Here is a 20,920-nt window from a genome sequence, read left to right as displayed (position 1 = left end):
TTGGATCAAATTTTTTTCTCCACTCCTTCCGGTTCTATTAATAGCGAGCTTGGGGCTGTAAAGATTGACGGTAATATGAATTGCCAAAATAATGCCGGTACCCTAGCAATATTTGCTAGTGATATAGCAAATAATATAACATCAGCTATTACCGGTAATATAACAAGTACCGGAGGTACTAACGGTACTATAGGTACAGTTGACTGTAATGGAAACTTAACGAATACAATTACGAACCTTGCAATGTTAAAAGCGGGTGTTGACAACAGCACTGTTACGATTAACGCCGGCGGTAATATGTCAATTGCTGAAATCCAAGGAACCGGCACGGGTAATAAGTGTTTACTCAAGCAACTAATTTAACCAGTGGTATTAACATCACAGGCGGTAAAGATGTGGATTTAATGTTTACCGGTCCAAGCAGCGTTAGTGGAGCTATAGGTAGCAGTACTTCAAAAGTGGGTGATATAACTATTAGCTGTGATGTATTAAATTGTACCGGAGGTATTAATGCAGGATATGTAATATTAATAAATGGTGGCGACATAAAATTTAAGGGAACAACGAATAGTTTAGATATTTCTAAAGGATCAAGCTTTTCTCCTTTTGCTTTTAAATCCTGAGGATAGAGCATGGTGATTTTTGATGAATTTACTGCTATTACTTATTCCGGTAGTATAGGTACTAAAGGAATGGTCGATATAGTTCAAATAGACAGGGGTGATGTTACAATTCAAGGTACTGTGAAAACAGGCTCGATTTCATTTACTACTGCTCAGTCTGCAACTTTAAGCCTTAATAATACAAGTATAATAAATGAATCAATTACGACCACAGGTAATAAAATCCATACTCTTGCAATATCAAATGATTTAACAACTGGAGCTAGCGGTAGTGGTTCGGTAGGTTCAGACTCAAATCACCTTAAAACCGTTCAGTTCAACGGTGTAGACAGTAAAATCACAATCGATAGCGAAGATTTTTACTCGAGTATAACAACCAAGACTAATAATCAAGGTACGGCAATATTTAACGCTAATAATGGTTTGACCGATGATTTAGGCGGTGAGAATTTAAACCTTAAACTAGTTCAGTAGTAATAAAGACACGGTAAAAGGGGATACCTATGCTAAAACTATTGATGCCGGTAAATCAGCGGTATTTACCGGTTATAACAGTAGAAGTTTAGACATTTCATCAGCCACGGTCGGCGGTGTTAAAGTGCCAAGAGCAACAACAAAATTTCATTACAAAACAAAAATCGTTTCAGAGAACTTCAAAGGGAGCAGCAGCAACTCTTCAGCGGAATACATTAATGCTGCACTTGTACAAGCACCGATTAATGGCGGTAGTCATAAATTCGATGATGATGTATGGTTACAAAAAGCGGTAACAGGCACTAATACTATTACTTTTGCACCGAAGAAAACCGCTTTTATTATTGCATCGGATTTAGGAGCAAATACTATAAGTTGCCGATCAAGCAACAATGATGTTTACCTGTGATAATACTAGTGTAAATGTCGGGGGCAATATCTCAGGAAGTAATATAACTTTCGATCTTGGTAATAATAAAGTTACTTATACAGGCTCTGCTACTCCTACCGGTGAGCTTATTATAAATGTCTTCTATGATACTATAAATGCAGGGCAAACAGGCAACGCTAATAGCGGTAATATAGTACTCGCAAGTGGTAGTACCTTTGATTTATCAAATGTTTCTTCAATTAAAGTATTTTTAACTGCACAAAATAATCCCTTTGCTATTGGGCAAGGTAGTGCTTATCCTATCATCACCACGGCAGGAGGTAATATAATAGTTGGTCATGCTGTAAGCTTACCGTTTAATGTAACCGCTAATGAAGGTGGTTTTGTCAGATGGCAAATTACAGGTAATTCCTTTGTACTTTTGATGATAGAACCAACAGGAGATGTAACAATAGATAATATCATCAAAATTTTAATAAATACTCCTGTTGGTAATGTTATAGTAAATACCCTTGTAGAGCAAAGATGAGAAGTCGTTGAACATCTATTACCTATAATTCAAAGACCTTCAAATGAAATACATAGAATAACTACTCCGCTTATTACCCCAATGGGGTCCTTCCGTCGGTTCGAGTGTTGGAGGTTTTAGCCATCTACAGCCGCCACCAACTAGCGGTAGTGTAGTTAACAATATATAATATATATGTTCCGCCTACCACTCCGGGCGGCTACGACGTAACACCTAGCAATCCGGCAGGATATAATACTCCGACTACTCCGGTTACAGGCACAGGCGGATTTGGTTCTAACGGACCTGGTACAGGAGGTAATATTGGTACAGGCGGCGGTAGCCCATCAGTTGGTACCGGTGGTTTTGGTCCTAACGGTCCTGCTAATGTCGGAGGCAATCCTTACGGTCCGAATGCTTCGGTCGTAACGATTCCAACCTCAAACGTAGGCGCTAACCAGTTATCAACTGGAGGAGGCGGTAGCTTTGGAGGTACTACGGGTTATAACAGTCCGTCAACAGGTGGCTCAAGCTACAATAGTCCAGTTTTCGGTTTGGATGTATACAGTCCATCAACGGCTTCTAGTGGTTAGAGTGGTGCCGGTGGCTCAAGTTATAATAGTCCTGCTGCAACCGGTATTGCTCCTGCTAATAGCGGTAACTCTTCAGCACAAGGGAGCAGTTCTAGTTTGGGAGGTACAACTAAAGGCGGTGTAACCAACAGCGGAAGTAGTCCATACGGTAATAGCTATAATCCTAAAGCAACAGGTATTTCTCCCGCTAATAATAGTAACGGCATGGGAAGTAGTTCCGGTAGCGATATGTCTGCTATAGGTAGTAGCCGAGATAATTCTGCAGGTACAAGTAGCGGTGGAAGCTCAGGTAGCGGAATAAGTCGTGCTAAAGCGAATGACGGCTTTAATGCTGCACAAGATAATACTAGTATCGGTAATCAGAAAGTAAGGGAGAGAATTAAGGCTCTTGAAGATGAAAATAACAATGCTACGAATCCTACAACAGAAGATGCTACATCACGTAAGAGAGGTGTAGCTTGTCGGAGGCGGTGATTGTGAACTTGATGAAAGTAAAGCTAATAATTCCATTTACGGGGTATGGGCTAGCCTATATTACGGTAAGGCAGTACAAAAAGCCTTTAACGGACTTTATAAAGCTAAATCTACCGGTGGCTCAATCGGGATTGATACCGTTATAAACGATAATATAGTTCTGGGTGCTGCTTATTAGAGTCGATACGAAGTTACGTAAAATGCTAAAGCCGGCAATACTACTAAGGTCGGAACTAATATGGGCTCTATATACGGTTTATATAGCTTTATAAATAACCTATTTATAGAAGGCGTAACCACCTATGCACGAAGTGATATTAAAACTAATGAACTACGTAATATTTATAGGCGGTTATGAAACAGCACACGGTAAATATAATTCAACTTCTTATAGTGGTCAAGTAGTTGGGGGTTATAATTATCTATGGAAAGAAACTTCATTTGCACCGATGGCAGGAATCAGGCTTACTAAGATTAAAGATTCCGGTTATCAGGAATACGGTACTTCTTTCCAAAACCTAACTATTCAGAAACGTCAATATAACAAGGTTGAAGGTATACTCGGCGGTGAAATTAAGACAACCTACTATAAGGATGAATTCATAATTAGACCGCAAATTCATGCCTTTATTAATTACGATTTCAAAGGTAAAACACCGGCAATCGTTGCAGATCTTAACGGTCTTAATGAGCCTCTACCGGTACTGGCACCTAAACCTACTAAAATGCTATATGATTTAGGGGCAGGTGCAGTAATTAAGAAGGGTAGAATGGAGCACGGAGTGCATTACAGTCTGAACTTAGCTAAAAAATACCATGCCCAGTCCGGTACGCTAAGATTTAAAGTAAACTTCTAAAAACCCGCATCAATTAAGAATAAGGATTTTAAAATCCTTATTCTTAATTACACACCGAATAGCGGATTACTATATAATCAGCTGTTTGCATAAAATTAAATAACAAGTTGAATTTATACAAGGATTATCATATTAATATTTGTAATTATTTTTCGGGAACTGCGATAGTTTTTATGGTAATTGCATGTAGTTTTTTATTTAATATTTCAGACAGGACGTTTTTTACTAATTTATGTTGATTAATTAAAGAAAGTCCATTAAATTGAACATCTGATATTTCTAAGGCATAATGGTCTTGATCTCCTACTAAATCAGTAATTTTCATTGTACTGTTCGGAAATGATTCTTTAAGTATTTTTTCTAACTCTTCTACAGATATTGCCATTATTTTATCAATATTAATTTAAGTATTAATTAAAGTTTTTTTGCTTAAAGTAAAGCTTTATATGAATTTTTATTATAGAATTTTAAACATTCATTGATAAAATCGACTCTTATGCATATAATAATTAATATTATTATGTCATTCTATTAATTATTATGAAAAAAGAAACTGAAGAATTAAAATTATTTATCTTAGAATGTTTAAGTGAGAAAAAAGCAGAAGATATTGAGGTAATTGATTTAACAGGAAAACATAAATTAGCCGATTATATTATATTTGCTAGCGGTCGTTCGACTAAAAATGTTGGAGCAATTGCTGAATATGTAGCTTTAGAATTAAAAAATAATGCTGGTATAAATAGTAATATTGAGGGGCTTGGTAAATCAGAATGGGTACTAATAGATGCAGGTACTATTTTAATTAATATTTTTTATCCTGAAGTACGGGAGCATTTTAAGTTAGAAGAAATTTGGAAAAGATGAACGATCATATTCTTATTAACGTTATAATTTTACTCGGTACTGCGGTTTTTATCGTGGCTATACTTAAGCGTCTTAGATTAAGTCCGGTACTTGGTTACTTAATTGCCGGAGCTGCAATAGGTGATCACGGTTTAAAAATCGTAACATATGACCAAACTAAGTTACTAGGTGAACTTGGTGTAGTATTTTTATTATTTGCGATAGGACTTGAGTTATCCTTCGAGCGATTAAAAGCTATGAGACGATATGTATTTGGTCTCGGTAGTTTGCAAGTTTTAACAACCGCTATAGTAATTGCCGGTGCAATGGTGCTTATAGACGGCAATAGTAGTGCGGCTATTATTACCGGCGGTGGTCTGGCCCTTTCATCTACAGCACTTGTTATGCAGGTTATTGAGGCAAATCGTAGTCAATCAACGCAAATAGGAAGAGTTTCTTTAGCTATTCTGTTACTACAAGATTTGGCCGTAGTGCCATTGCTTGTGATAGTTCCGTTACTTGCCGGTAACAATAAAGCCTCGCTTGCAGTGGCTCTTGGTATTGCACTCTTAAAAGCCGTAACGGCCTTACTTACAATATTTATTGTCGGTCGTGTTTTTCTTCGTCCTGTATTTTCATTCATTTCATCAGAAAGTAATAATGCAAGCGAGTTACCTATTTCGATGACTTTGTTAATAGTACTTTCTGCTGCTTGGGCTACCGAAACATTTGGTTTATCTTTAGCTCTAGGGGCATTTGTTGCCGGAGTATTAGTTGCAGAAACTGAATTTAGATTGCAGGCAGAGGAAAGTATTTATCCTTTCAAAAGTTTATTTTTAGGATTGTTTTTCATGACCGTGGGTATGAATATCGATGCCCTAGAAATGTATGAAAAAATATCTCATATTCTTACTTTATCTATTGCTTTAATAGGTATAAAAACCTTAATCATAACGGCTTTTTGTATTTTATTCGGTTTTAATAAAGGAGTTGCTTTTTATTCAGGCTTATTATTATCGCAAGGTGGAGAGTTTGGTTTTATATTATTCAGTTTAGGTAAAGATAGTGGAGTATTAGAAGAAAGTACTGCCGATATATTATTACTCGTAGTTACTTTTACTATGGCACTTACTCCATTACTCGCAGCTTTAGGGCAAAAGATTGCTGAGAAAGTTGATAAAGGACTTGGTAAAACTCCGACTCAAATGATTGAGCTTGGGGCAAGAGATTTAACAAACCATATTATTATTGCCGGACTCGGTAATACCGGTAAAATGGTAGCAAGAGTTTTGGAAGCGGAAGGTATAAGTTACGTAATACTTGATTTAGATGATGATAGAGTAAAAGAAGAGCTATCAAACGGTTTGCCGGTTTTTAAAGGTGATGTATCGCAAGCCGATACTCTAAAGGCATTAGGTACGGAAAGAGCATTCGCTATAATACTTACTATGAATAATCAAGTAACTATCAAGAAATCGCTTAAAACAATTAGTGGTAATTATCAGGATATACCGGTTGTCGTTAAGTTAAAAAATTTAAAAAATGCTAGAGAGTTTTATGATTTAGGTGCCACAACTATTATTCCAGAAAGTTATGAGACTGGATTACAAATAGGTGGAACAGTCCTAAAAAATATAGGTATTAGTGAGCAGGAAATTAATAGAATAAAAGTACAATTTAGGCTTGGTAATTATATAATAGCAAAAAAAGAGGATGCTTTATCTGAAACGGAAGATAATGATTAAAATTCTTATTACTTTAATTATTGTAATATTATCAACAACAATTAATGCCGATAATAAAAAATTGCCTATTCCGAGATTTGTTTCAATAAAATCTAATGAAGTAAATGCAAGGAGCGGACCAACTACTAAATCTGCCGTAGAATGGGTTTTTGTTAAAAAAGGCGAACCGGTAGAAATAACTGCAGAGTACAAGCAATGGCGACAAGTACGTGACATTAACGGCGAAGGCGGTTGGATACATTCAAGCGTTTTATCAGGTAAAAGATCAGTAGTTATTACTTCTGATAAGGAAATAGAACTTACCAAATCCGCAGACCATAAAAGCCGAGTTATAGCAAAATTAATGCCAAAAGTTCGTTGTAGTTTAAAAAAATGTAAAGAACAATTCTGCCAAATTACATGTAAGGATTACACAGGTTGGATTTCCAAGAAAGTAATTTGGGGAGTGTATGATGATAATGATAGGTATTAATAGGCTTCTTGCATAACCTCCTTCTAAAGGTAATTTGTACGTCAATCCGGTACTCGCATCCTCACGTACTTTTATGTACGCTGCAGTGCTGTGTTCCGTGTTTCCTTCAAGTTCCTCTTTATAAGATAGGTGATGCAAGAAGCCTAGTACCGATAATAAATTGTAAAAGTAATTTACTGCCTGAAGTTAATTTGCTATGTATAAAAACTTACCAAAGATATAATTATTTATCCAAAGATATTTAGACGGTACAAATGATGTCGTATTTAAAAAACTATTTAGCGATAAAGTAAAATTAATAAATTTATTGAACTCTCTTCTTAGGTTATCGCAAGGAGATAGAATCATAGATTTAAGCTATATAACTACTGAACAGTTCCTTGTATTTCTTGAAGGGCAAAGAAGTTTGTTCGATATAAAAGTTAAAGATGAAACCGGTAGATGGTATATAATCGAGATGCAGCGTAAAATGGAGAAAGATTATCTTAATAGAACGCAGCTTTACGGTTGTTATACCTACGTTAGTCAAATTAAGAAGGGTATGAAACATAAGGATTTATTGCCGGTAGTAATAATTTCTATCATAGGAGCAAAAGCTTTGCCTGATGAATTGCCGTATATTAGCTATCATCATATAAAAGAAAGCAATATACATAAATAATATTTGTTTTCATTAACTTATGTATTTATTGAACTAGGGAAGTTTAAAAAAATGATCTTAAAGATGATACCGATGAATGGTTGCATTTATTAAAATATGCTTCGCAAGAACAAGAACCGCCAAAAGAGATTAAAAATGAAATTGTGTTATCGGCATATGCAAGTTTAGAGCAATATAAATGGACAGAACAAGAGCATGATGATTATTTTAGAGCTGAAATGGCTATATAACAAGACATAGACAAGTTTGAAGGAAAGTTTAATGCCGGGATGGAGAAGGGCATAGAAAAAGAGAAAATTGAAACTGCAAAAGAAATGCTAATAGAGAATGAACCTATAGAGAAAATAGCACGATATACTAAGCTTACAATAGAAGAAATAAAAAAGCTAAAAGCAGAAAAATATAAAGTATAGATATTTAAATGAAAACCACCTTACCCGAACGTTCTCTTAAAATTAGAGCAAGGCTTAATTTTATAGTGCAGCAGATTTTAGATATTGCACAGGAAAAATCGCTATGATTATCTTGTACGGCTCTTTTGCTAGAGGCGATTGGGTACATGATCTACCTTACGGCTATCATAGCGATACTGATATTTTGATAATTCTGAAAAAAGGTAAATATAAAGGATACACTGCTTTAAGATTAAAAGATAATATAAATATATAAGATTAGAAAACACAGGAATAATAAACCCTAAGCAAATTATTCCGTATGATTCAAGAATATCGATAATTCTAGAGTCAATAGAGGAAATAAGTAGGCAGTTAGAAAAAGGACGTTATTTTTATACCGATATAAAAAAAGAAGGGAATTTATACTTAGCGAGGCTAAAGATTTATCTTGGAGCGATTGGTAGAGGTAAAGGTTTTTTAAAAGGGGCAACTACTTATTTAAGCGATTTGTAGTATGCTTTTTATCAGCCTTTGCCCTTTATCAAGCTACGGAAAGTCTTTACAGTACTATTTTATTAGTTTCCTCAAACTACAAACCTAAATTACATAATTTACAAGAACTAGGTAGCATGGCAGGAAATTATGACAATGAATTATGGAGTGTATTTCTTCAATTAACCGAAGAACAAAAAAAGTGTTTTGAGTTTCTTGAAAAAGCTTATGTTGATGCAAGATATGATAAAAACTATAAAATTACTAAAGAACAGCTGCTTTGTCTTATTGAAAGAATAGAAAAATTAAAAGAAATCACCGCAAGAATCTGCACAGCAAGAATTAATCCGTAAGGATTGAGTGTCATTCCTAACTCAGCATTACCTGCGTGGATACCGAGTCATCATTGCGAGCGACTGCAAGGAGCGTAGCAATCTAGCAAAAATAATAAAAATCTAAATATTAGCATTTTTAACTGGATTGCTTCGTCAAAACTTGCAGTTTTTCCTCGCAATGACGGGGCTTTTAAAGATATCTATAGTTATTGAGCAATGCCCATCAAGGTTTTAGTTTAAAGATTGATATAAATATAGTATAATATAAAACTTTAGTATATTCGATGAACTGCAAAAATTGGCTGAGTCGTTCTACAAGAGCTTCGGTTCTCGCGTATTACGTTATACGCAGCTCATCTTGCCTTGTGAACTCCTCGCTCTTTTTGAATTTGATCTTCGTATACTAGGCTTTTAGTTTAAAGATATATATATATAAAATTATGAGTAAGAAGCTTTATATTAAGACCTACGGATGTCAGATGAATGTTTATGATTCCGTTAAGATGCAGGATTTGCTTTATCCCTTTGGCTATGAACCTACTGAAAATATTGAAGAAGCAGATGTTATTATTCTAAATACTTGTCATATCAGAGAGAAAGCAGCTGAGAAAACTTATTCTGAACTCGGTCGTATTAAGAAACTACAAGATACCAGAACAAAACAAGGTTTAAGTTCTGCAATAATAGTTGTAGCCGGTTGTGTTGCACAGGCGGAAGGGGAGGAGATTTTTACAAGAACTCCTTATGTTGATATTGTTGTCGGTCCGCAATCTTATTATAACCTACCGGAATTAATCTCAAAAGTCGTTAGACACGAAAAGCACTTAATCGATCTTGATTTTGTTGAAGAAGCAAAATTTGATCAGCTACCTGAGCAATTATATCCGCAAGGAACAAGTGCCTTTATATCGGTACAGGAAGGGTGCGATAAATTTTGTACTTTCTGCGTAGTACCTTATACTAGAGGTGCTGAATTTTCAAGAAATGTAGAGCAGGTTTACAGAGAAGCACTAAAAGTAGTTAGTAGCGGTGCTAAAGAAATTATGTTACTTGGACAAAATGTCAATGCATATCACGGTAAAGGTCCTGCAGATAAAATATTTAGTCTAGCCGATTTACTCAAACATCTAGCACAAATTCCCAATTTAGAGAGATTACGTTATACCACCTCACACCCGATAGATATGAATAATGATCTAATAAAGCTGTACGGCACCGAACCTAAATTAATGCCGTTTCTACATCTACCGGTGCAGTCAGGTTCAAATAAAATATTAAAAGCCATGAACCGCAAACATGATCGGGAATATTATTTTGATATAATTAATCGCTTAAGAGAAGCAAGGCCTGATATAGTTTTATCCTCTGATTTTATTGTCGGGTTTCCCGGTGAAACAGATGAAGATTTTGAGGATACATTAGATTTGGTCCGTAGAGTAAAATACGGTCAGTGTTATTCGTTTAAATATAGCCCACGTCCCGGCACACCTGGTGCAACTAGAACTGACCAAATACCTGAACATATAAAATCAGAGAGATTAACTATATTACAACAAGAACTCATAGCTCAGCAACTAGCTTTTAATACAAGTTGTGTTGGTAGTACTATGAAAGTTCTATTTGATCGCAATGGTAAATTCGACGACCAGATAATAGGTAAAACTCCATACATGCAGTCCGTATATATCCAAAACCCTAATAAATCTTTACTTGGTAAAATCATTGATGTAAAAATTACTAAGGCTTCACTTAATAGTTTAACAGGCGAAATATTATAAGTTATGTATAAATCTCTTCTTTTTTGTTTAAAAATTTTTGTCTTCCTTATTTTAGTAGGTTGCGGGATTACTGCTTATATAATATACCACTATTCACGTGATTTGCCTGATTACTCACAGCTTGCACGTTATTATCCGCCGTCGGTAACGCGTATTTATTCCCGTGACGGCAAATTAATGGAGGAGTACGCTTTTGAACGTCGTGTATTTGTACCGATTAATAGCGTACCGAGTTCGCTAATAGAAAGTTTTATTGCAGCTGAGGATAAGAATTTCTATAACCATCCCGGCGTTGATTTGTTTGGAATAGTTAGAGCAGCATTTTTAAACATATCTAATTATTTACATCATAGGCGTATGGAAGGAGCGTCTACCATTACTCAGCAAGTGGTTAAAAATTTTCTGCTAACTAACGAAGTTTCTCTTGAACGTAAGATTAAAGAAGCGATTCTTTCTTATATGATTTCAAGAGTATTTACTAAGGATCAAATTTTAGAATTATATCTTAATCAAACATTTTTTGGTCGTGGTGCATACGGTGTTGCGGTAGCTGCACAAAATTATTTTAATAAATCCGTAGAAGAACTTACTATTGCAGAATCAGCTTTTATTGCAGCACTGCCTAAAGCCCCTTCCGAACTTAATCCTGAGAGAAATTATGCTAGAGTAAAAGCTCGTCGTGATTACGTAATAGCACGTATGTTTGAAGATGGTTATATAACAAGAGACGCTGCGAAAGAAGCTATGGATAGCCCGATAGTTTTACGTAAACGAGCTAAGGAAGAAACTGTTACGGCAGATTATTATGCTGCACAGGTCAGAGAAGAAGTAATTAGGATGTTAAATAGTAAGGAAGAATTTTATACCGGAGGTCTTACTATCATTACTTCTTTAGATGCAAAGATGCAGCAATTAGCTGAAAACTCTCTAAGAAAAGGTCTAAGGGAGTTTGATAGAAGGCGTGGTTTTAGAAAGCCTATAGCTAATATTTCTCTTGATAATTGGCAAGGAGAGCTAAAAAAACTACCGACTCCTCCATCGCTTTTAGAGTATAAATTAGCTGTAGTTCTAGATGTAGCCGATAATCATGTAGAGATTGGACTTATAGACGGCAGCAAATCTAAGATGCCTATTGCTGAAATGAAATGGGCAAGAAGTAATTTTAAATCAGTTAAGACCTTGCTTAAAAAAGGTGATGTGATAGTGGTTGAGGCTATAAAAGAGGGGTATGCTCTTCGTCAGATTCCTGAAGTAAACGGTGCTATTATGGTTATGAACCCAAATACCGGACAGGTACTTGCAAGCGTCGGCGGTTATGATTTTTCCACAAGTAAATTTGATAGAGTAACTCAAGCACTGCGTCAACCCGGTTCTTTGAGTAAAACCTTTGTTTATTTAGCAGCTCTTGAAAACGGTGTTAAGCCGAATCAGATTTTTAATGATGGACCTATTGAGATTTCGCAAGGTCCAGGGATGCCTAGTTGGCGTCCTAAAAATTATGAGGGTAAGTTTTTAGGTGAAATCACTATGCGTACTGGTCTTGAAAAATCTCGTAATCTTATAACCGTAAGAGTTGCAACTGCCGTAGGACTTACAAAAATCGTTGATATAATTAAGCGTTTCGGTATTAATAATGAACCAAAAAAAGTTTACTCTATGGTACTTGGTTCCATTGAAACCACACTTAGCAGAATGACTAATGCTTATGCAATTATTGCTAACGGCGGTAAAAAAGTTGAGCCTCATTTTGTAGAATTAATTAAAGATCGTAATGGTAAAATTATTTATAGGCGAGATGATAGAGAATGTCTTGCTTGTAATGTTTCGGATAGTAATTTAGATACCGCAATATTAGAAATACCGAAAGAATATATCTATAGAGTTACGGATGAAGCTAGTGATTATCAAATTACTTCGTTTTTAACCGGAGCAATAGATAGAGGTACCGGTTATGCTGCGAAGAAGTTAGGGAAAATTATCGGCGGAAAAACCGGTACTAGTAACGATAGTAAAGATACATGGTTTGTAGGTTTTACACCCAAAATAGTAGTCGGCAGTTATGTGGGTTATGATACACCGAAAGAGCTTGGAAAAAGAGCAACAGGCTCAAACGTAGTATTACCGATTTTTATTGATTTTATGAGTAATGCTTATAAGGATAAGCCATCGCTGCCTTTCAAAGTTCCAGATTCAATTAAGCTAATCGCCGTAGATAGCGCAACTGGTAAAATTACACCAAGCGGTACTGTTATAGAAGCATTTAAAGTAAATAATGTTCAGATGCTTGAGAATGAAGATATGATTGATAATCAAGATAATAATGATATTTTTGATTATGTACCGAGTAAGGAAGATCAATCGCAGGAAATTTACTAAACTGTATAATTAGTTTAAGCCGATGTCATTCCCTGTTCTCTATGTCATGCAACAAAACCACCTATTTTTATTTGAACCTATGAAAAAAATTATTTTATATCTCACTGTCCTAATATCACTTACTATAACTTTTATAATTCAAGCGGATTGTTTTTTAGTTAATGAAAATTATAAAACAAGAAGGTAATTGTGAGTCTCGTTATGCTCCATGCTCAACATTTAAAATTGCTATATGTTTAATGGGTTATGATGATGGGTTTTTAATTGATGAAACTCATCCAAAATTACCTGTTAAAGAAGGATATGCTGACTATCTTGAAGTTTGGAAACAATCCCAAACACCTAAAGATTGGATGAAGAATAGCTGTGTTTGGTATTCTCAGATTATTACTAAAGAATTAGATATGGAAAAATTTCGTGATTATGTAACATAATGTGATTATGGTAATCGTGATATTTCATGAGGAGATAAAGGAAGGAATAACGGTTTAACTAATGCATGGCTTTCTAGTTCTTTAGAAATTTCACCGTAAGAACAATTAGCTTTTCTTCAGAAACTGGCAGAGAATAAATTGCCTGTAAGTGTTCAAGCCCAAGAAATGACTAAAAATATTTTGTTTATTGAAGATTTTGTAGATTGTTGGAAGCGTTACGGTAAAACAGGCAGTGGTAATAAACTTAGCCAAGATAGAACTGTAAAGTTAAAGGATCGTAAAATCGGATGGTTTATAGGTTGGCTACAAAAAAATGACAGAACAGTTTTCTTTGTACATTTCATTGAAAATAATAAAAATTATGATTCTTATGCAGGGCAACGTTCTAAAGAAGCAGCGAAAGAAAAGCTAAAAGAATTGATAAATCAAGAATTGAAATAAATCTCAATTTTTATTTTCGAGGAACAACCAACAGTGAATTTGCTATTGGTTGTTGATTAAAAAGCAATACTCTAGGTTATCTATACTAAAGTACCTTCTTCTTCATAGGAGACTCCGGTCATATCTACCACAGCATGATCATTATCAAGTAGAGTGTTATTTTCAGTAGTAACATCTTCATTAATTTCAGCAGCAAGTTTTTCAGCTTCAATTTCATCAATATATTGTTTTAATTTAGCGTTTGTTGCGTTTTTATTTCTAACATACCAAGTTACCCCTACACCTATTATAACAGCTATGGAGGCAACTACAGCTGTGCCAATGCTTATATGTTGAGCAACCAAGGAATTATCGTTATCACTCTCATCAAACATATTTTCTTGAGAGTTGTAAGTTGTATTGAAAGCAGTATTAGTAAGGTTTGCTACGGTGTTATTAATTAAATTTATTCCCGTTTCAGTCTAACTTTCGGTGTTATCGGAAAAGATTGATTCAGAAATTTCGGCAGTAGAGCTTGTTATTGTGTTATTAATCGGATTAGCTGCTATTTCAGATAAGTCTTTTGTTATGAGTTCTAATAAGTTTTCTATTGTGTTAGTACCTTGAGTAGTGCTAGATATCGGGTTAGATATTAAATCCTTTATTTCTGAAGAAATTCCATTCAAATTATTTCCTTTAAGTACCTCAAATATTTTGCATCCTTTACTATAACCTATAGTAATAGGGTTATTAGTTGCTGCAGTATTAAGTATATACTCAATAGTAGGGTTTTAAATTTTAGTATAATTTTGTGGATCAAAATAATAACGAAAATTTTCTTGACATATTTTCATCAATGCTTCCTCATACATTATAGTCTCCATTATCATTAACTGCAGTAATAATAGCCTCGTCTATAGTTAGTTAACACTTTCTTTATTTTGAAAAACCCTCTAAATATTAGGTTCATGATATCGTTATTTAATAATTCAATTCTTTTGCTATACTCCATCGCTGCCATATTGTTTTTAGGACAATTTGATACAATTAAATTTTTTGTAGTAGGATCTATATAATAATTTTCTCCGTTATATCCTATTTGAAGCATATTATATTCTTGATCTCCAATTGTTGCTCTTGCTGTTGTAGTAATTCTTGCCACAGTGGTTAAAAATGAAGTTAATTGATGTATCATTTTGCTATTCCTTTGGATTTTTAAAATTGAAGGGCATAATCAGCAGTACTTATTTGATAGTCAAGAAATTATTAACAAAAAATTATTAATAAAAATTAATAATTAATATATAATCATTGCAATTAGGTGAAATTATATAAATTTCAATATCACTTGAAGTATCTAAAGAAATGTTATAAAGTCAAAAAGTTCATAGAAATTTAAGGGTATTATGCAAGTAGTAAAAGCTTTAGAACAAATTTTAGCAGATAGCTATCTTTATATTTTAAAACACAAAATTATCATTAGAATGTAGAAGGAGCAGAGTTTAGAAGTCTACATTTATTATTTGAGGGGCAGTATGAAGATTTAGCTGAAAGTTTAGATGAGCTTGCTGAAAGAATAAGAAGCTTAAATGCTAAAGTTCCCGCATTATCAGATTTAATAAAACTTGCATCTATAGATGAGGCAAATCTAAACGCAACGGCAAATGAAATGCTGAAAAGTCTAACAAAAGATCAAGATATTATTAGAGATACATTATATAAGGGACTCAAAGTAGCACAAGCAGAGGGCGATGAGGGTACAGCCGATATGATTATTGGACGAATTAAGGTGCATGAAAAGAATAGATGGATGCTGAAGAGTAGTATACTCTAGTGTCATTTCCATTTTCGTCATTGCAAGCGACTGAAAGGAGCGTAGCAATCTCAGGAGATAGTGTATGATTCCTGAGATTGCTGCGTCGATGCTGTGCATCTCCTCGCAATGACGTTAATGTGCATAACAAACTAACAAAATAAAAATAAAATGGAACAATATGATGTAGCCGTTATAGGCGGTGGTCCAGGTGGATATGTTGCAGCAATTAGAGCAGCACAATTAAAGAAAAAAGTTGTATTAATAGAAAAAGAGCATTTGGGTGGGGTATGTCTTAATTGGGGGTGTATACCGACTAAATCCCTGCTTAAATCTGCTGAGGTTTTTGAATATATAAAACATGCTAAAGATTATGGAATTGATGCTAAAGGTGCTGAAATCAACATTAAGAAAATAGTCGCACGCTCAAGAGAGATTTCAAATAAGCTTGCAGGCGGTGTTAAGTTACTACTGAAAAAAAACAAAGTGACCGTGATAGACGGAGTAGCAAGTCTTGCAGGAAATAAGGTAATAAATATAAATGATAAACCTACAGTAAAAGCAGGAAATATTATTATAGCTACCGGCGCAAGATCTAGGGTTTTAAAAGGCTTTGAGCCTGACGGTAAACAAATTTGGACTTCTAAAGAAGCTATGATACCGCAGCATGTGCCGAAATCTATGATTATTGTCGGCTCAGGTGCAATCGGTATAGAATTCGCTTCGTTTTATAATAGTATTGGTGTGGATGTTACCGTAATTGAGGCACATAATAGAATATTGCCTGCTGAAGATATGGAAATTAGCGGAATCGCTCATAAGAACTTTGAGAAGAAAGGTATAAAAATTATTACAAATGCTAAGTTAATTAAGCAAACAAAATCAAAAGATAAGATAGAAGTTGAGTTAGAGTTAGCAGATAAAACACAAAAATTACAAGCTGAAATTTTACTTATGGCAGTAGGTATTACAGCTAATACGGAAAATTTAGGTCTTGAGAAAACAAAAATTAAAGTAGAAAACGGCTATATAACTACTAACGGGTTAATGCAAACTGCGGCATCAGGAATTTATGCTATAGGCGATGTAGCAGGAGTGCCTTGTTTAGCTCATAAAGCAAGCCATGAAGGTATTATTGCAGCGGAAAGCATAGCGGGCTTAAAACCGCATACTATTAATAAACATAATATTCCTGGTTGCACTTATTCTTCGCCGCAAATAGCAAGCGTCGGTTTGACTGAAGAAGCAGCAACAACCTTAGGTTATGAACTTAAAATAGGCAGATTTCCTTTTATAGCTAACGGTAAGGCTTTAGTAAGCGGTGATAGCGATGGTTTAATTAAAACTATATTTGATGCTAAGACGGGTGAGTTGCTTGGAGCTCATATGATAGGTTCGGAAGTTACGGAATTAATACAAGGATATGTGGTTTCAAAAAATTTAGAAGGAACGGAGTTGGATTTAATTAACACTATCTTCCCGCATCCGACTTTATCGGAAATGATGCATGAATCAGTATTCTCTGCTTATGATAGGGCAATACATATATAATACTTGATGAACTTCAAAAATTGGCTACGTCGTCTTATAAGAGCTGTGGTGCTCACGTATTAAGTATATGCTCCGCCTTGCCTTATAGACTCCTTGCTCTTGTTGAAGTTGATCTTCGTATATACGTTTCATTTTACTTCGGAGATATAAATTAAGAAAATGAACAAAGGTAATTTAATCAAGAATTATGCAGTAGCGTTATTAAATAACGCTATGGTTGATAATATACAAGATAAGATCTTTGAAGAAATTACTTCTATAAACCGTATAATTACCGATAATTTTGATATTAGAGAGTTCCTATTTTCTCCTATAGTAAATAAGAACGACAAAATTAACGCAGTCAATTCATTAGCAAAAAATATCAAAATTAGCACAATAGTACAAAATTTTTTATTGTTATTGGTAAAAAATTCTCGTACTGCTATTTTATCTAATATAGTAGATGCTTATAATACTTTACTATATGAAAGTAAAAACATAAAGATAGTTCAGGTTATTTCTGCAAATAAATTACAACCTAAAGAGCAGGAGTGGATTAAATCTCGTATAGAAAAAGAATTAAATCAAAAAACAGAAATATTATTTGATATAGATAATACTATTATTGGCGGTATTGTAATTAAATATGATAGTATGTTGCAAGATTACTCAATAAAAGGTAGTTTAGAGAAAATAAAGAAAGCTTTAAAGACAGTTAATATTGCTGTATAGATATTTATATAGTCATTGCGAGGAAATTACGAAGTAATTGACAAAGCAATCTCAGGATATTTTATAAGATTGCCACGAGGCCTACGGCTGCTCGCAATGACGACTCGGTATCCACACGGGCAATGCTCGTTCGCAATGACAAGAAAATTAGGAGACATAAACCACATGAAACTAAAGCCTATTGAAGTAGCTGAAATATTACAAAAGGAAATAGCTAATATTAATTGCTTAAGTGAGCTTGAGGAAGTAGGGCAGGTAATAACCGTCGGTGACGGTATAGCCCAAATTTACGGTCTTGCTAATGTAAAATCCGGTGAAGTAGTAGAATTTAAATCCGGTGTTAAGGGCCTTGTTTTAAACTTGGAAAACGATAGTGTCGGTGCTGTAATTATGGGGGATGATAACCAAGTACAGCAAGGTGATAATGTCAAAAGAACTAAAGCAGTTTTAGGAGTACCGGTAGGAAAAGCTTTACTTGGTCGTGTTGTTGATGCTCTAGGTAATCCTATTGACGGCAAAGGCGATATTGCAAGTAAAGAGTACAGACATATCGAGATGAAGGCTCCGGGGATAATAGAAAGAACGAGCGTGAGTGAACCCGTACAAACCGGAATAAAGGCTATAGATTCGTTAATCCCAATAGGTAGAGGACAAAGAGAGTTAATAATCGGTGATAGGCAAACTGGAAAAACGGCTATAGCCGTTGATACTATTATTAATCAAAAACAAGCTCATTCACTTACTAATGAAAGTGATAAAATTTATTGTATTTATGTAGCTATTGGGCAGAAAAGATCAAGTGTTGCACAAATAGTAAAAAAACTAGAAGATGCCGGAGCCATGGACTATACACTTATTGTTTCGGCTACTGCTTCGGAAGCTGCAGCTCTTCAATTCATTGCCCCTTATTCTGCCTGTAGTATGGGCGAATATTTTCGTGATAACGGCATGCACGCACTTATTATTTATGATGATTTAAGTAAGCATGCCGTTGCATATAGACAAATCTCATTATTACTTAGAAGACCTCCCGGGCGAGAAGCCTATCCCGGTGACGTGTTCTACCTGCATTCAAGGTTGCTTGAGCGTGCTGCTAAAATGTCAGAGGAAAAAGGCAGCGGTTCACTTACTGCTCTTCCTATAATCGAAACGCAGGCAGGTGACGTATCCGCATATATCCCAACAAATGTTATTTCGATTACCGACGGTCAAATTTTCTTAGAAAGTGAGCTATTTTATAAAGGCGTAAGACCTGCCGTTAATGTCGGTATTTCGGTAAGTCGTGTTGGTTCTGCAGCACAAATAAAGGCTATGAAGCAGGTAGCAGGTTCGGTAAAGCTAGAGCTTGCTCAATTTAGAGAGCTTGAGTCTTTCTCGCAATTTGGATCAGATTTAGACCCTGCCACTAAAGCACAAATCGATCACGGTAAAAGATTAGTTGAGATATTAAAACAAGCTCAATATCATCCTTTTCCGGTAGAAGAACAAATAGTAAGTATTTATGTCGGAACTAAGAAATATTTAAATGATGTCCCGCTTCAGAAAGTAAAAGAATTTGAAGATAAAATGCTTACGGAGATAAGGTTAAATAAAAAAGATATTTTGGAATCAATAAAAAACGAGCAACGTATAACCGAAGAAACCGAGCAGAAACTGAAAGCATTTTTAGAAAATTTCGTTAAGGAATTTGTTAAATAAGATGATGTTGTTTTTGTGTGGATACTAAATCGTCATTGCGAGTGACTGAAAGGAGCGTGGCAATCTCAGGATATTTGACGAGATTGCAACAAAGCTTCGTTCCTCGCAATGACATAAAAATACTAAATAAATATGTCAAATTTAAAGCAGTTAAGAACTAGAATTAAAAGCGTTAAATCTACACAAAAGATTACTAAAGCAATGCAACTAGTATCAGCTTCTAAAATGGCAAAAATAAAGAGTCAAATAGCCAATTCAAATTTTTATATTGAGGCTGTTAGTAAAATGATGTCTGCTATATTATCAATTGATATGTATGAGTTATCTATAGAAGAGCAGAAATTTTTTAATACCGTGCCGAATAAAGCAAATTTATTGATAGTTATGACATCACAGCGTGGTTTATGCGGAACGTTTAATTACAGTATAATTAAGCAAGTTAAGAATGATATTAAAGAGTTAGAAAATAAAGGCGAACAAATAAAACTTATCATTATTGGAAAAAAAGGTTACGAAGCACTAAAAAGGCAATATGTAAATTATATTGATAGTTATTTTGAGTTACCCAAAATTCATGATGAAAATCTGATGCTACAAGTAAAACAAAAAATTATGTCGGCAGTAGAAAATCTAGAAGTTAGTAATTGTGTTATATATTTTAATAAATTTAAGAACGCAATGACTCAAATTATGACTAGACAACAGATTTTACCAGTAGCAAAATATCAGGATGATTCTATGATAGATAATCCTATAGTTAATTTAGTCGGATTCGGATACAAGGAACGAGGAGTGAAGCCTATAAATAATAGGAGAGCGACGAGTGACATAGTAGGCGAGTCCAAATCAATTGACTATAATTATGAATATGAGGGAGAAAGTCTCATTTCTAATCTAATTAATTTATATGTGAATTCCCAAATAAATTATGCTTTATTACAAAGTAGAGCAAGTGAGGAGGGAGCTAGAATGACCGCTATGGAAAATGCAACAAATAATGCTAATGATTTAATAAGCAAGTTAGTTTTAAAGCTAAATAGATCAAGACAGGCTATTATTACTACGGAATTAATAGAGATTATAGCCGGTTCAGAAGCGGTTTAGATATACTCGTTTAATTTGAAAAATTGGCGTCGTTGTCTCATATTTTTTGATCCTCACGTACTAGTATATACGCTGTCAAAAAATATGAAACGCCTTGCTCTTTTCCACATTAAACTGCGTCTATCTGTTCTTCATTTTATTTGTATTATATTTTTTAACAAAAGAA

Annotated in this window: 29 protein-coding genes and 1 pseudogene; 25 read left to right on the top strand and 5 right to left on the bottom strand. The window is 34.6% G+C overall.

The features are described from left to right. The 5 genes from ACSFFC_RS01770 to ACSFFC_RS01750 all read left to right on the top strand — a co-directional run bounded on the left by ACSFFC_RS01770 (position 1) and on the right by ACSFFC_RS01750 (position 2,017). Positions 1-363, top strand: coding sequence for a hypothetical protein (locus ACSFFC_RS01770; RefSeq protein ID WP_041472250.1), 363 nt, complete (start codon positions 1-3; stop codon positions 361-363). After that, a complete protein-coding gene (locus ACSFFC_RS01765; protein ID WP_014411103.1) occupies positions 339-623 on the top strand; it encodes a hypothetical protein in 285 nt (94 codons plus the stop codon). The genes ACSFFC_RS01770 and ACSFFC_RS01765 overlap by 25 nt, the downstream gene beginning before the upstream one ends. Before the next feature lie 9 nt (positions 624-632). Next, complete coding sequence (locus ACSFFC_RS01760; protein ID WP_010977822.1) at positions 633-1,097, top strand: hypothetical protein; 465 nt, start codon at positions 633-635, stop codon at positions 1,095-1,097. A gap of 124 nt (positions 1,098-1,221) precedes the next feature. Further along, entirely contained in the window at positions 1,222-1,506 is a 285-nt protein-coding gene (locus tag ACSFFC_RS01755; RefSeq protein ID WP_041472126.1) for a hypothetical protein, read from the top strand. Beyond that, on the top strand, positions 1,493-2,017 hold the full coding sequence (locus tag ACSFFC_RS01750; RefSeq protein ID WP_196792930.1) for a hypothetical protein: 525 nt from the start codon (positions 1,493-1,495) through the stop codon (positions 2,015-2,017). The genes ACSFFC_RS01755 and ACSFFC_RS01750 overlap by 14 nt, the downstream gene beginning before the upstream one ends. Before the next feature lie 199 nt (positions 2,018-2,216). Here the strand turns inward: ACSFFC_RS01750 and ACSFFC_RS01745 are convergent, their stop codons facing one another. Next, on the bottom strand, positions 2,217-2,396 hold the full coding sequence (locus ACSFFC_RS01745; RefSeq protein WP_014411102.1) for a hypothetical protein: 180 nt from the start codon (positions 2,394-2,396) through the stop codon (positions 2,217-2,219). A 289-nt stretch (positions 2,397-2,685) separates the two neighbouring features. Here ACSFFC_RS01745 and ACSFFC_RS01740 point away from each other — a divergent pair, with 289 nt between their 5' ends. The 3 genes from ACSFFC_RS01740 to ACSFFC_RS01730 all read left to right on the top strand — a co-directional run bounded on the left by ACSFFC_RS01740 (position 2,686) and on the right by ACSFFC_RS01730 (position 3,920). Further along, a complete protein-coding gene (locus tag ACSFFC_RS01740) occupies positions 2,686-3,063 on the top strand; it encodes a hypothetical protein (RefSeq protein WP_231282970.1) in 378 nt (125 codons plus the stop codon). A gap of 34 nt (positions 3,064-3,097) precedes the next feature. After that, a complete protein-coding gene (locus ACSFFC_RS01735; RefSeq protein ID WP_231283020.1) occupies positions 3,098-3,241 on the top strand; it encodes an autotransporter outer membrane beta-barrel domain-containing protein in 144 nt (47 codons plus the stop codon). A 124-nt stretch (positions 3,242-3,365) separates the two neighbouring features. Then, positions 3,366-3,920: an autotransporter outer membrane beta-barrel domain-containing protein gene (locus ACSFFC_RS01730; protein WP_231282968.1), complete on the top strand. Its 555-nt coding sequence runs from the start codon at positions 3,366-3,368 to the stop codon at positions 3,918-3,920. A gap of 145 nt (positions 3,921-4,065) precedes the next feature. On the opposite strand, the gene ACSFFC_RS01725 is transcribed toward ACSFFC_RS01730, so the two are convergent. Further along, positions 4,066-4,305 carry a BolA/IbaG family iron-sulfur metabolism protein gene (locus ACSFFC_RS01725; RefSeq protein ID WP_004997285.1) on the bottom strand — a complete coding sequence of 80 codons (240 nt, stop codon included), beginning with the start codon at positions 4,303-4,305 and terminating at the stop codon, positions 4,066-4,068. 155 nt (positions 4,306-4,460) lie between these two features. Between ACSFFC_RS01725 and rsfS the strand changes: the two genes are divergently transcribed. The 12 genes from rsfS to ACSFFC_RS01665 all read left to right on the top strand — a co-directional run bounded on the left by rsfS (position 4,461) and on the right by ACSFFC_RS01665 (position 13,895). Next, positions 4,461-4,787 carry a ribosome silencing factor gene (gene rsfS, locus ACSFFC_RS01720; RefSeq protein WP_004997291.1) on the top strand — a complete coding sequence of 109 codons (327 nt, stop codon included), beginning with the start codon at positions 4,461-4,463 and terminating at the stop codon, positions 4,785-4,787. After that, positions 4,784-6,511: a cation:proton antiporter domain-containing protein gene (locus ACSFFC_RS01715; RefSeq protein ID WP_014411100.1), complete on the top strand. Its 1,728-nt coding sequence runs from the start codon at positions 4,784-4,786 to the stop codon at positions 6,509-6,511. The genes rsfS and ACSFFC_RS01715 overlap by 4 nt, the downstream gene beginning before the upstream one ends. Further along, on the top strand, positions 6,504-6,983 hold the full coding sequence (locus ACSFFC_RS01710) for an SH3 domain-containing protein (RefSeq protein WP_004997294.1): 480 nt from the start codon (positions 6,504-6,506) through the stop codon (positions 6,981-6,983). Before ACSFFC_RS01715 ends, ACSFFC_RS01710 begins: the two co-directional genes overlap by 8 nt. A gap of 307 nt (positions 6,984-7,290) precedes the next feature. Next, positions 7,291-7,644, top strand: coding sequence for a PD-(D/E)XK nuclease family transposase (locus ACSFFC_RS01705; protein ID WP_014411099.1), 354 nt, complete (start codon positions 7,291-7,293; stop codon positions 7,642-7,644). 80 nt (positions 7,645-7,724) lie between these two features. Then, positions 7,725-7,874, top strand: a complete 150-nt coding sequence (locus ACSFFC_RS01700) for a hypothetical protein (RefSeq protein WP_012151358.1) — start codon at positions 7,725-7,727, stop codon at positions 7,872-7,874. 39 nt (positions 7,875-7,913) lie between these two features. After that, positions 7,914-8,057 (top strand): hypothetical protein, encoded by a 144-nt coding sequence (locus ACSFFC_RS01695; RefSeq protein ID WP_014014833.1) that lies wholly within the window; start codon positions 7,914-7,916, stop codon positions 8,055-8,057. Positions 8,058-8,160: 103 nt separating this feature from the next. Then, on the top strand, positions 8,161-8,313 hold the full coding sequence (locus ACSFFC_RS01690; RefSeq protein WP_004997297.1) for a nucleotidyltransferase family protein: 153 nt from the start codon (positions 8,161-8,163) through the stop codon (positions 8,311-8,313). 295 nt (positions 8,314-8,608) lie between these two features. Then, positions 8,609-8,884 (top strand): HEPN domain-containing protein, encoded by a 276-nt coding sequence (locus ACSFFC_RS01685; protein WP_100217526.1) that lies wholly within the window; start codon positions 8,609-8,611, stop codon positions 8,882-8,884. Between the two features lie 422 nt (positions 8,885-9,306). Further along, positions 9,307-10,644: a tRNA (N6-isopentenyl adenosine(37)-C2)-methylthiotransferase MiaB gene (miaB, locus tag ACSFFC_RS01680; RefSeq protein WP_014411098.1), complete on the top strand. Its 1,338-nt coding sequence runs from the start codon at positions 9,307-9,309 to the stop codon at positions 10,642-10,644. Positions 10,645-10,647: 3 nt separating this feature from the next. Further along, complete coding sequence (locus ACSFFC_RS01675; protein WP_014411097.1) at positions 10,648-13,020, top strand: penicillin-binding protein 1A; 2,373 nt, start codon at positions 10,648-10,650, stop codon at positions 13,018-13,020. A 161-nt stretch (positions 13,021-13,181) separates the two neighbouring features. After that, a complete protein-coding gene (locus ACSFFC_RS01670) occupies positions 13,182-13,454 on the top strand; it encodes a penicillin-binding transpeptidase domain-containing protein (RefSeq protein ID WP_014411096.1) in 273 nt (90 codons plus the stop codon). Between the two features lie 165 nt (positions 13,455-13,619). Further along, positions 13,620-13,895 carry a penicillin-binding transpeptidase domain-containing protein gene (locus ACSFFC_RS01665; RefSeq protein ID WP_016830978.1) on the top strand — a complete coding sequence of 92 codons (276 nt, stop codon included), beginning with the start codon at positions 13,620-13,622 and terminating at the stop codon, positions 13,893-13,895. 80 nt (positions 13,896-13,975) lie between these two features. Here the strand turns inward: ACSFFC_RS01665 and ACSFFC_RS01660 are convergent, their stop codons facing one another. The 3 genes from ACSFFC_RS01660 to ACSFFC_RS01650 form a co-directional block, all read right to left on the bottom strand. Next, on the bottom strand, positions 13,976-14,269 hold the full coding sequence (locus ACSFFC_RS01660; protein ID WP_016945982.1) for a hypothetical protein: 294 nt from the start codon (positions 14,267-14,269) through the stop codon (positions 13,976-13,978). Between the two features lie 87 nt (positions 14,270-14,356). After that, positions 14,357-14,560 carry a hypothetical protein gene (locus ACSFFC_RS01655; RefSeq protein WP_016728372.1) on the bottom strand — a complete coding sequence of 68 codons (204 nt, stop codon included), beginning with the start codon at positions 14,558-14,560 and terminating at the stop codon, positions 14,357-14,359. Between the two features lie 203 nt (positions 14,561-14,763). Next, positions 14,764-15,069: a hypothetical protein gene (locus ACSFFC_RS01650; RefSeq protein WP_041472248.1), complete on the bottom strand. Its 306-nt coding sequence runs from the start codon at positions 15,067-15,069 to the stop codon at positions 14,764-14,766. 211 nt (positions 15,070-15,280) lie between these two features. Between ACSFFC_RS01650 and ACSFFC_RS01645 the strand changes: the two are divergent. The 5 genes and pseudogenes from ACSFFC_RS01645 to atpG all read left to right on the top strand — a co-directional run bounded on the left by ACSFFC_RS01645 (position 15,281) and on the right by atpG (position 20,754). Then, a pseudogene (locus ACSFFC_RS01645) lies at positions 15,281-15,708 on the top strand (Dps family protein). A 150-nt stretch (positions 15,709-15,858) separates the two neighbouring features. Further along, a complete protein-coding gene (lpdA, locus tag ACSFFC_RS01640; RefSeq protein ID WP_014411095.1) occupies positions 15,859-17,238 on the top strand; it encodes a dihydrolipoyl dehydrogenase in 1,380 nt (459 codons plus the stop codon). A gap of 159 nt (positions 17,239-17,397) precedes the next feature. Next, on the top strand, positions 17,398-17,952 hold the full coding sequence (gene atpH / locus ACSFFC_RS01635) for an ATP synthase F1 subunit delta (protein WP_004997314.1): 555 nt from the start codon (positions 17,398-17,400) through the stop codon (positions 17,950-17,952). Positions 17,953-18,117: 165 nt separating this feature from the next. Continuing rightward, positions 18,118-19,650 carry a F0F1 ATP synthase subunit alpha gene (gene atpA / locus ACSFFC_RS01630; RefSeq protein WP_014411094.1) on the top strand — a complete coding sequence of 511 codons (1,533 nt, stop codon included), beginning with the start codon at positions 18,118-18,120 and terminating at the stop codon, positions 19,648-19,650. A 132-nt stretch (positions 19,651-19,782) separates the two neighbouring features. After that, the gene (gene atpG, locus ACSFFC_RS01625; RefSeq protein ID WP_014273822.1) at positions 19,783-20,754 is read left to right on the top strand and encodes an ATP synthase F1 subunit gamma; all 972 of its coding nucleotides are present in this window, start codon (positions 19,783-19,785) and stop codon (positions 20,752-20,754) included. Positions 20,755-20,920 lie beyond the last annotated feature (166 nt).

The sequence above is a fragment of the Rickettsia parkeri genome (genome assembly GCF_051427245.1).
Taxonomy (GTDB): Bacteria; Pseudomonadota; Alphaproteobacteria; order Rickettsiales; family Rickettsiaceae; genus Rickettsia; species Rickettsia rickettsii.
The sequence above is the reverse complement of the archived record's forward strand: the minus strand, read 5'-3'. Positions and strand labels throughout refer to the sequence as shown.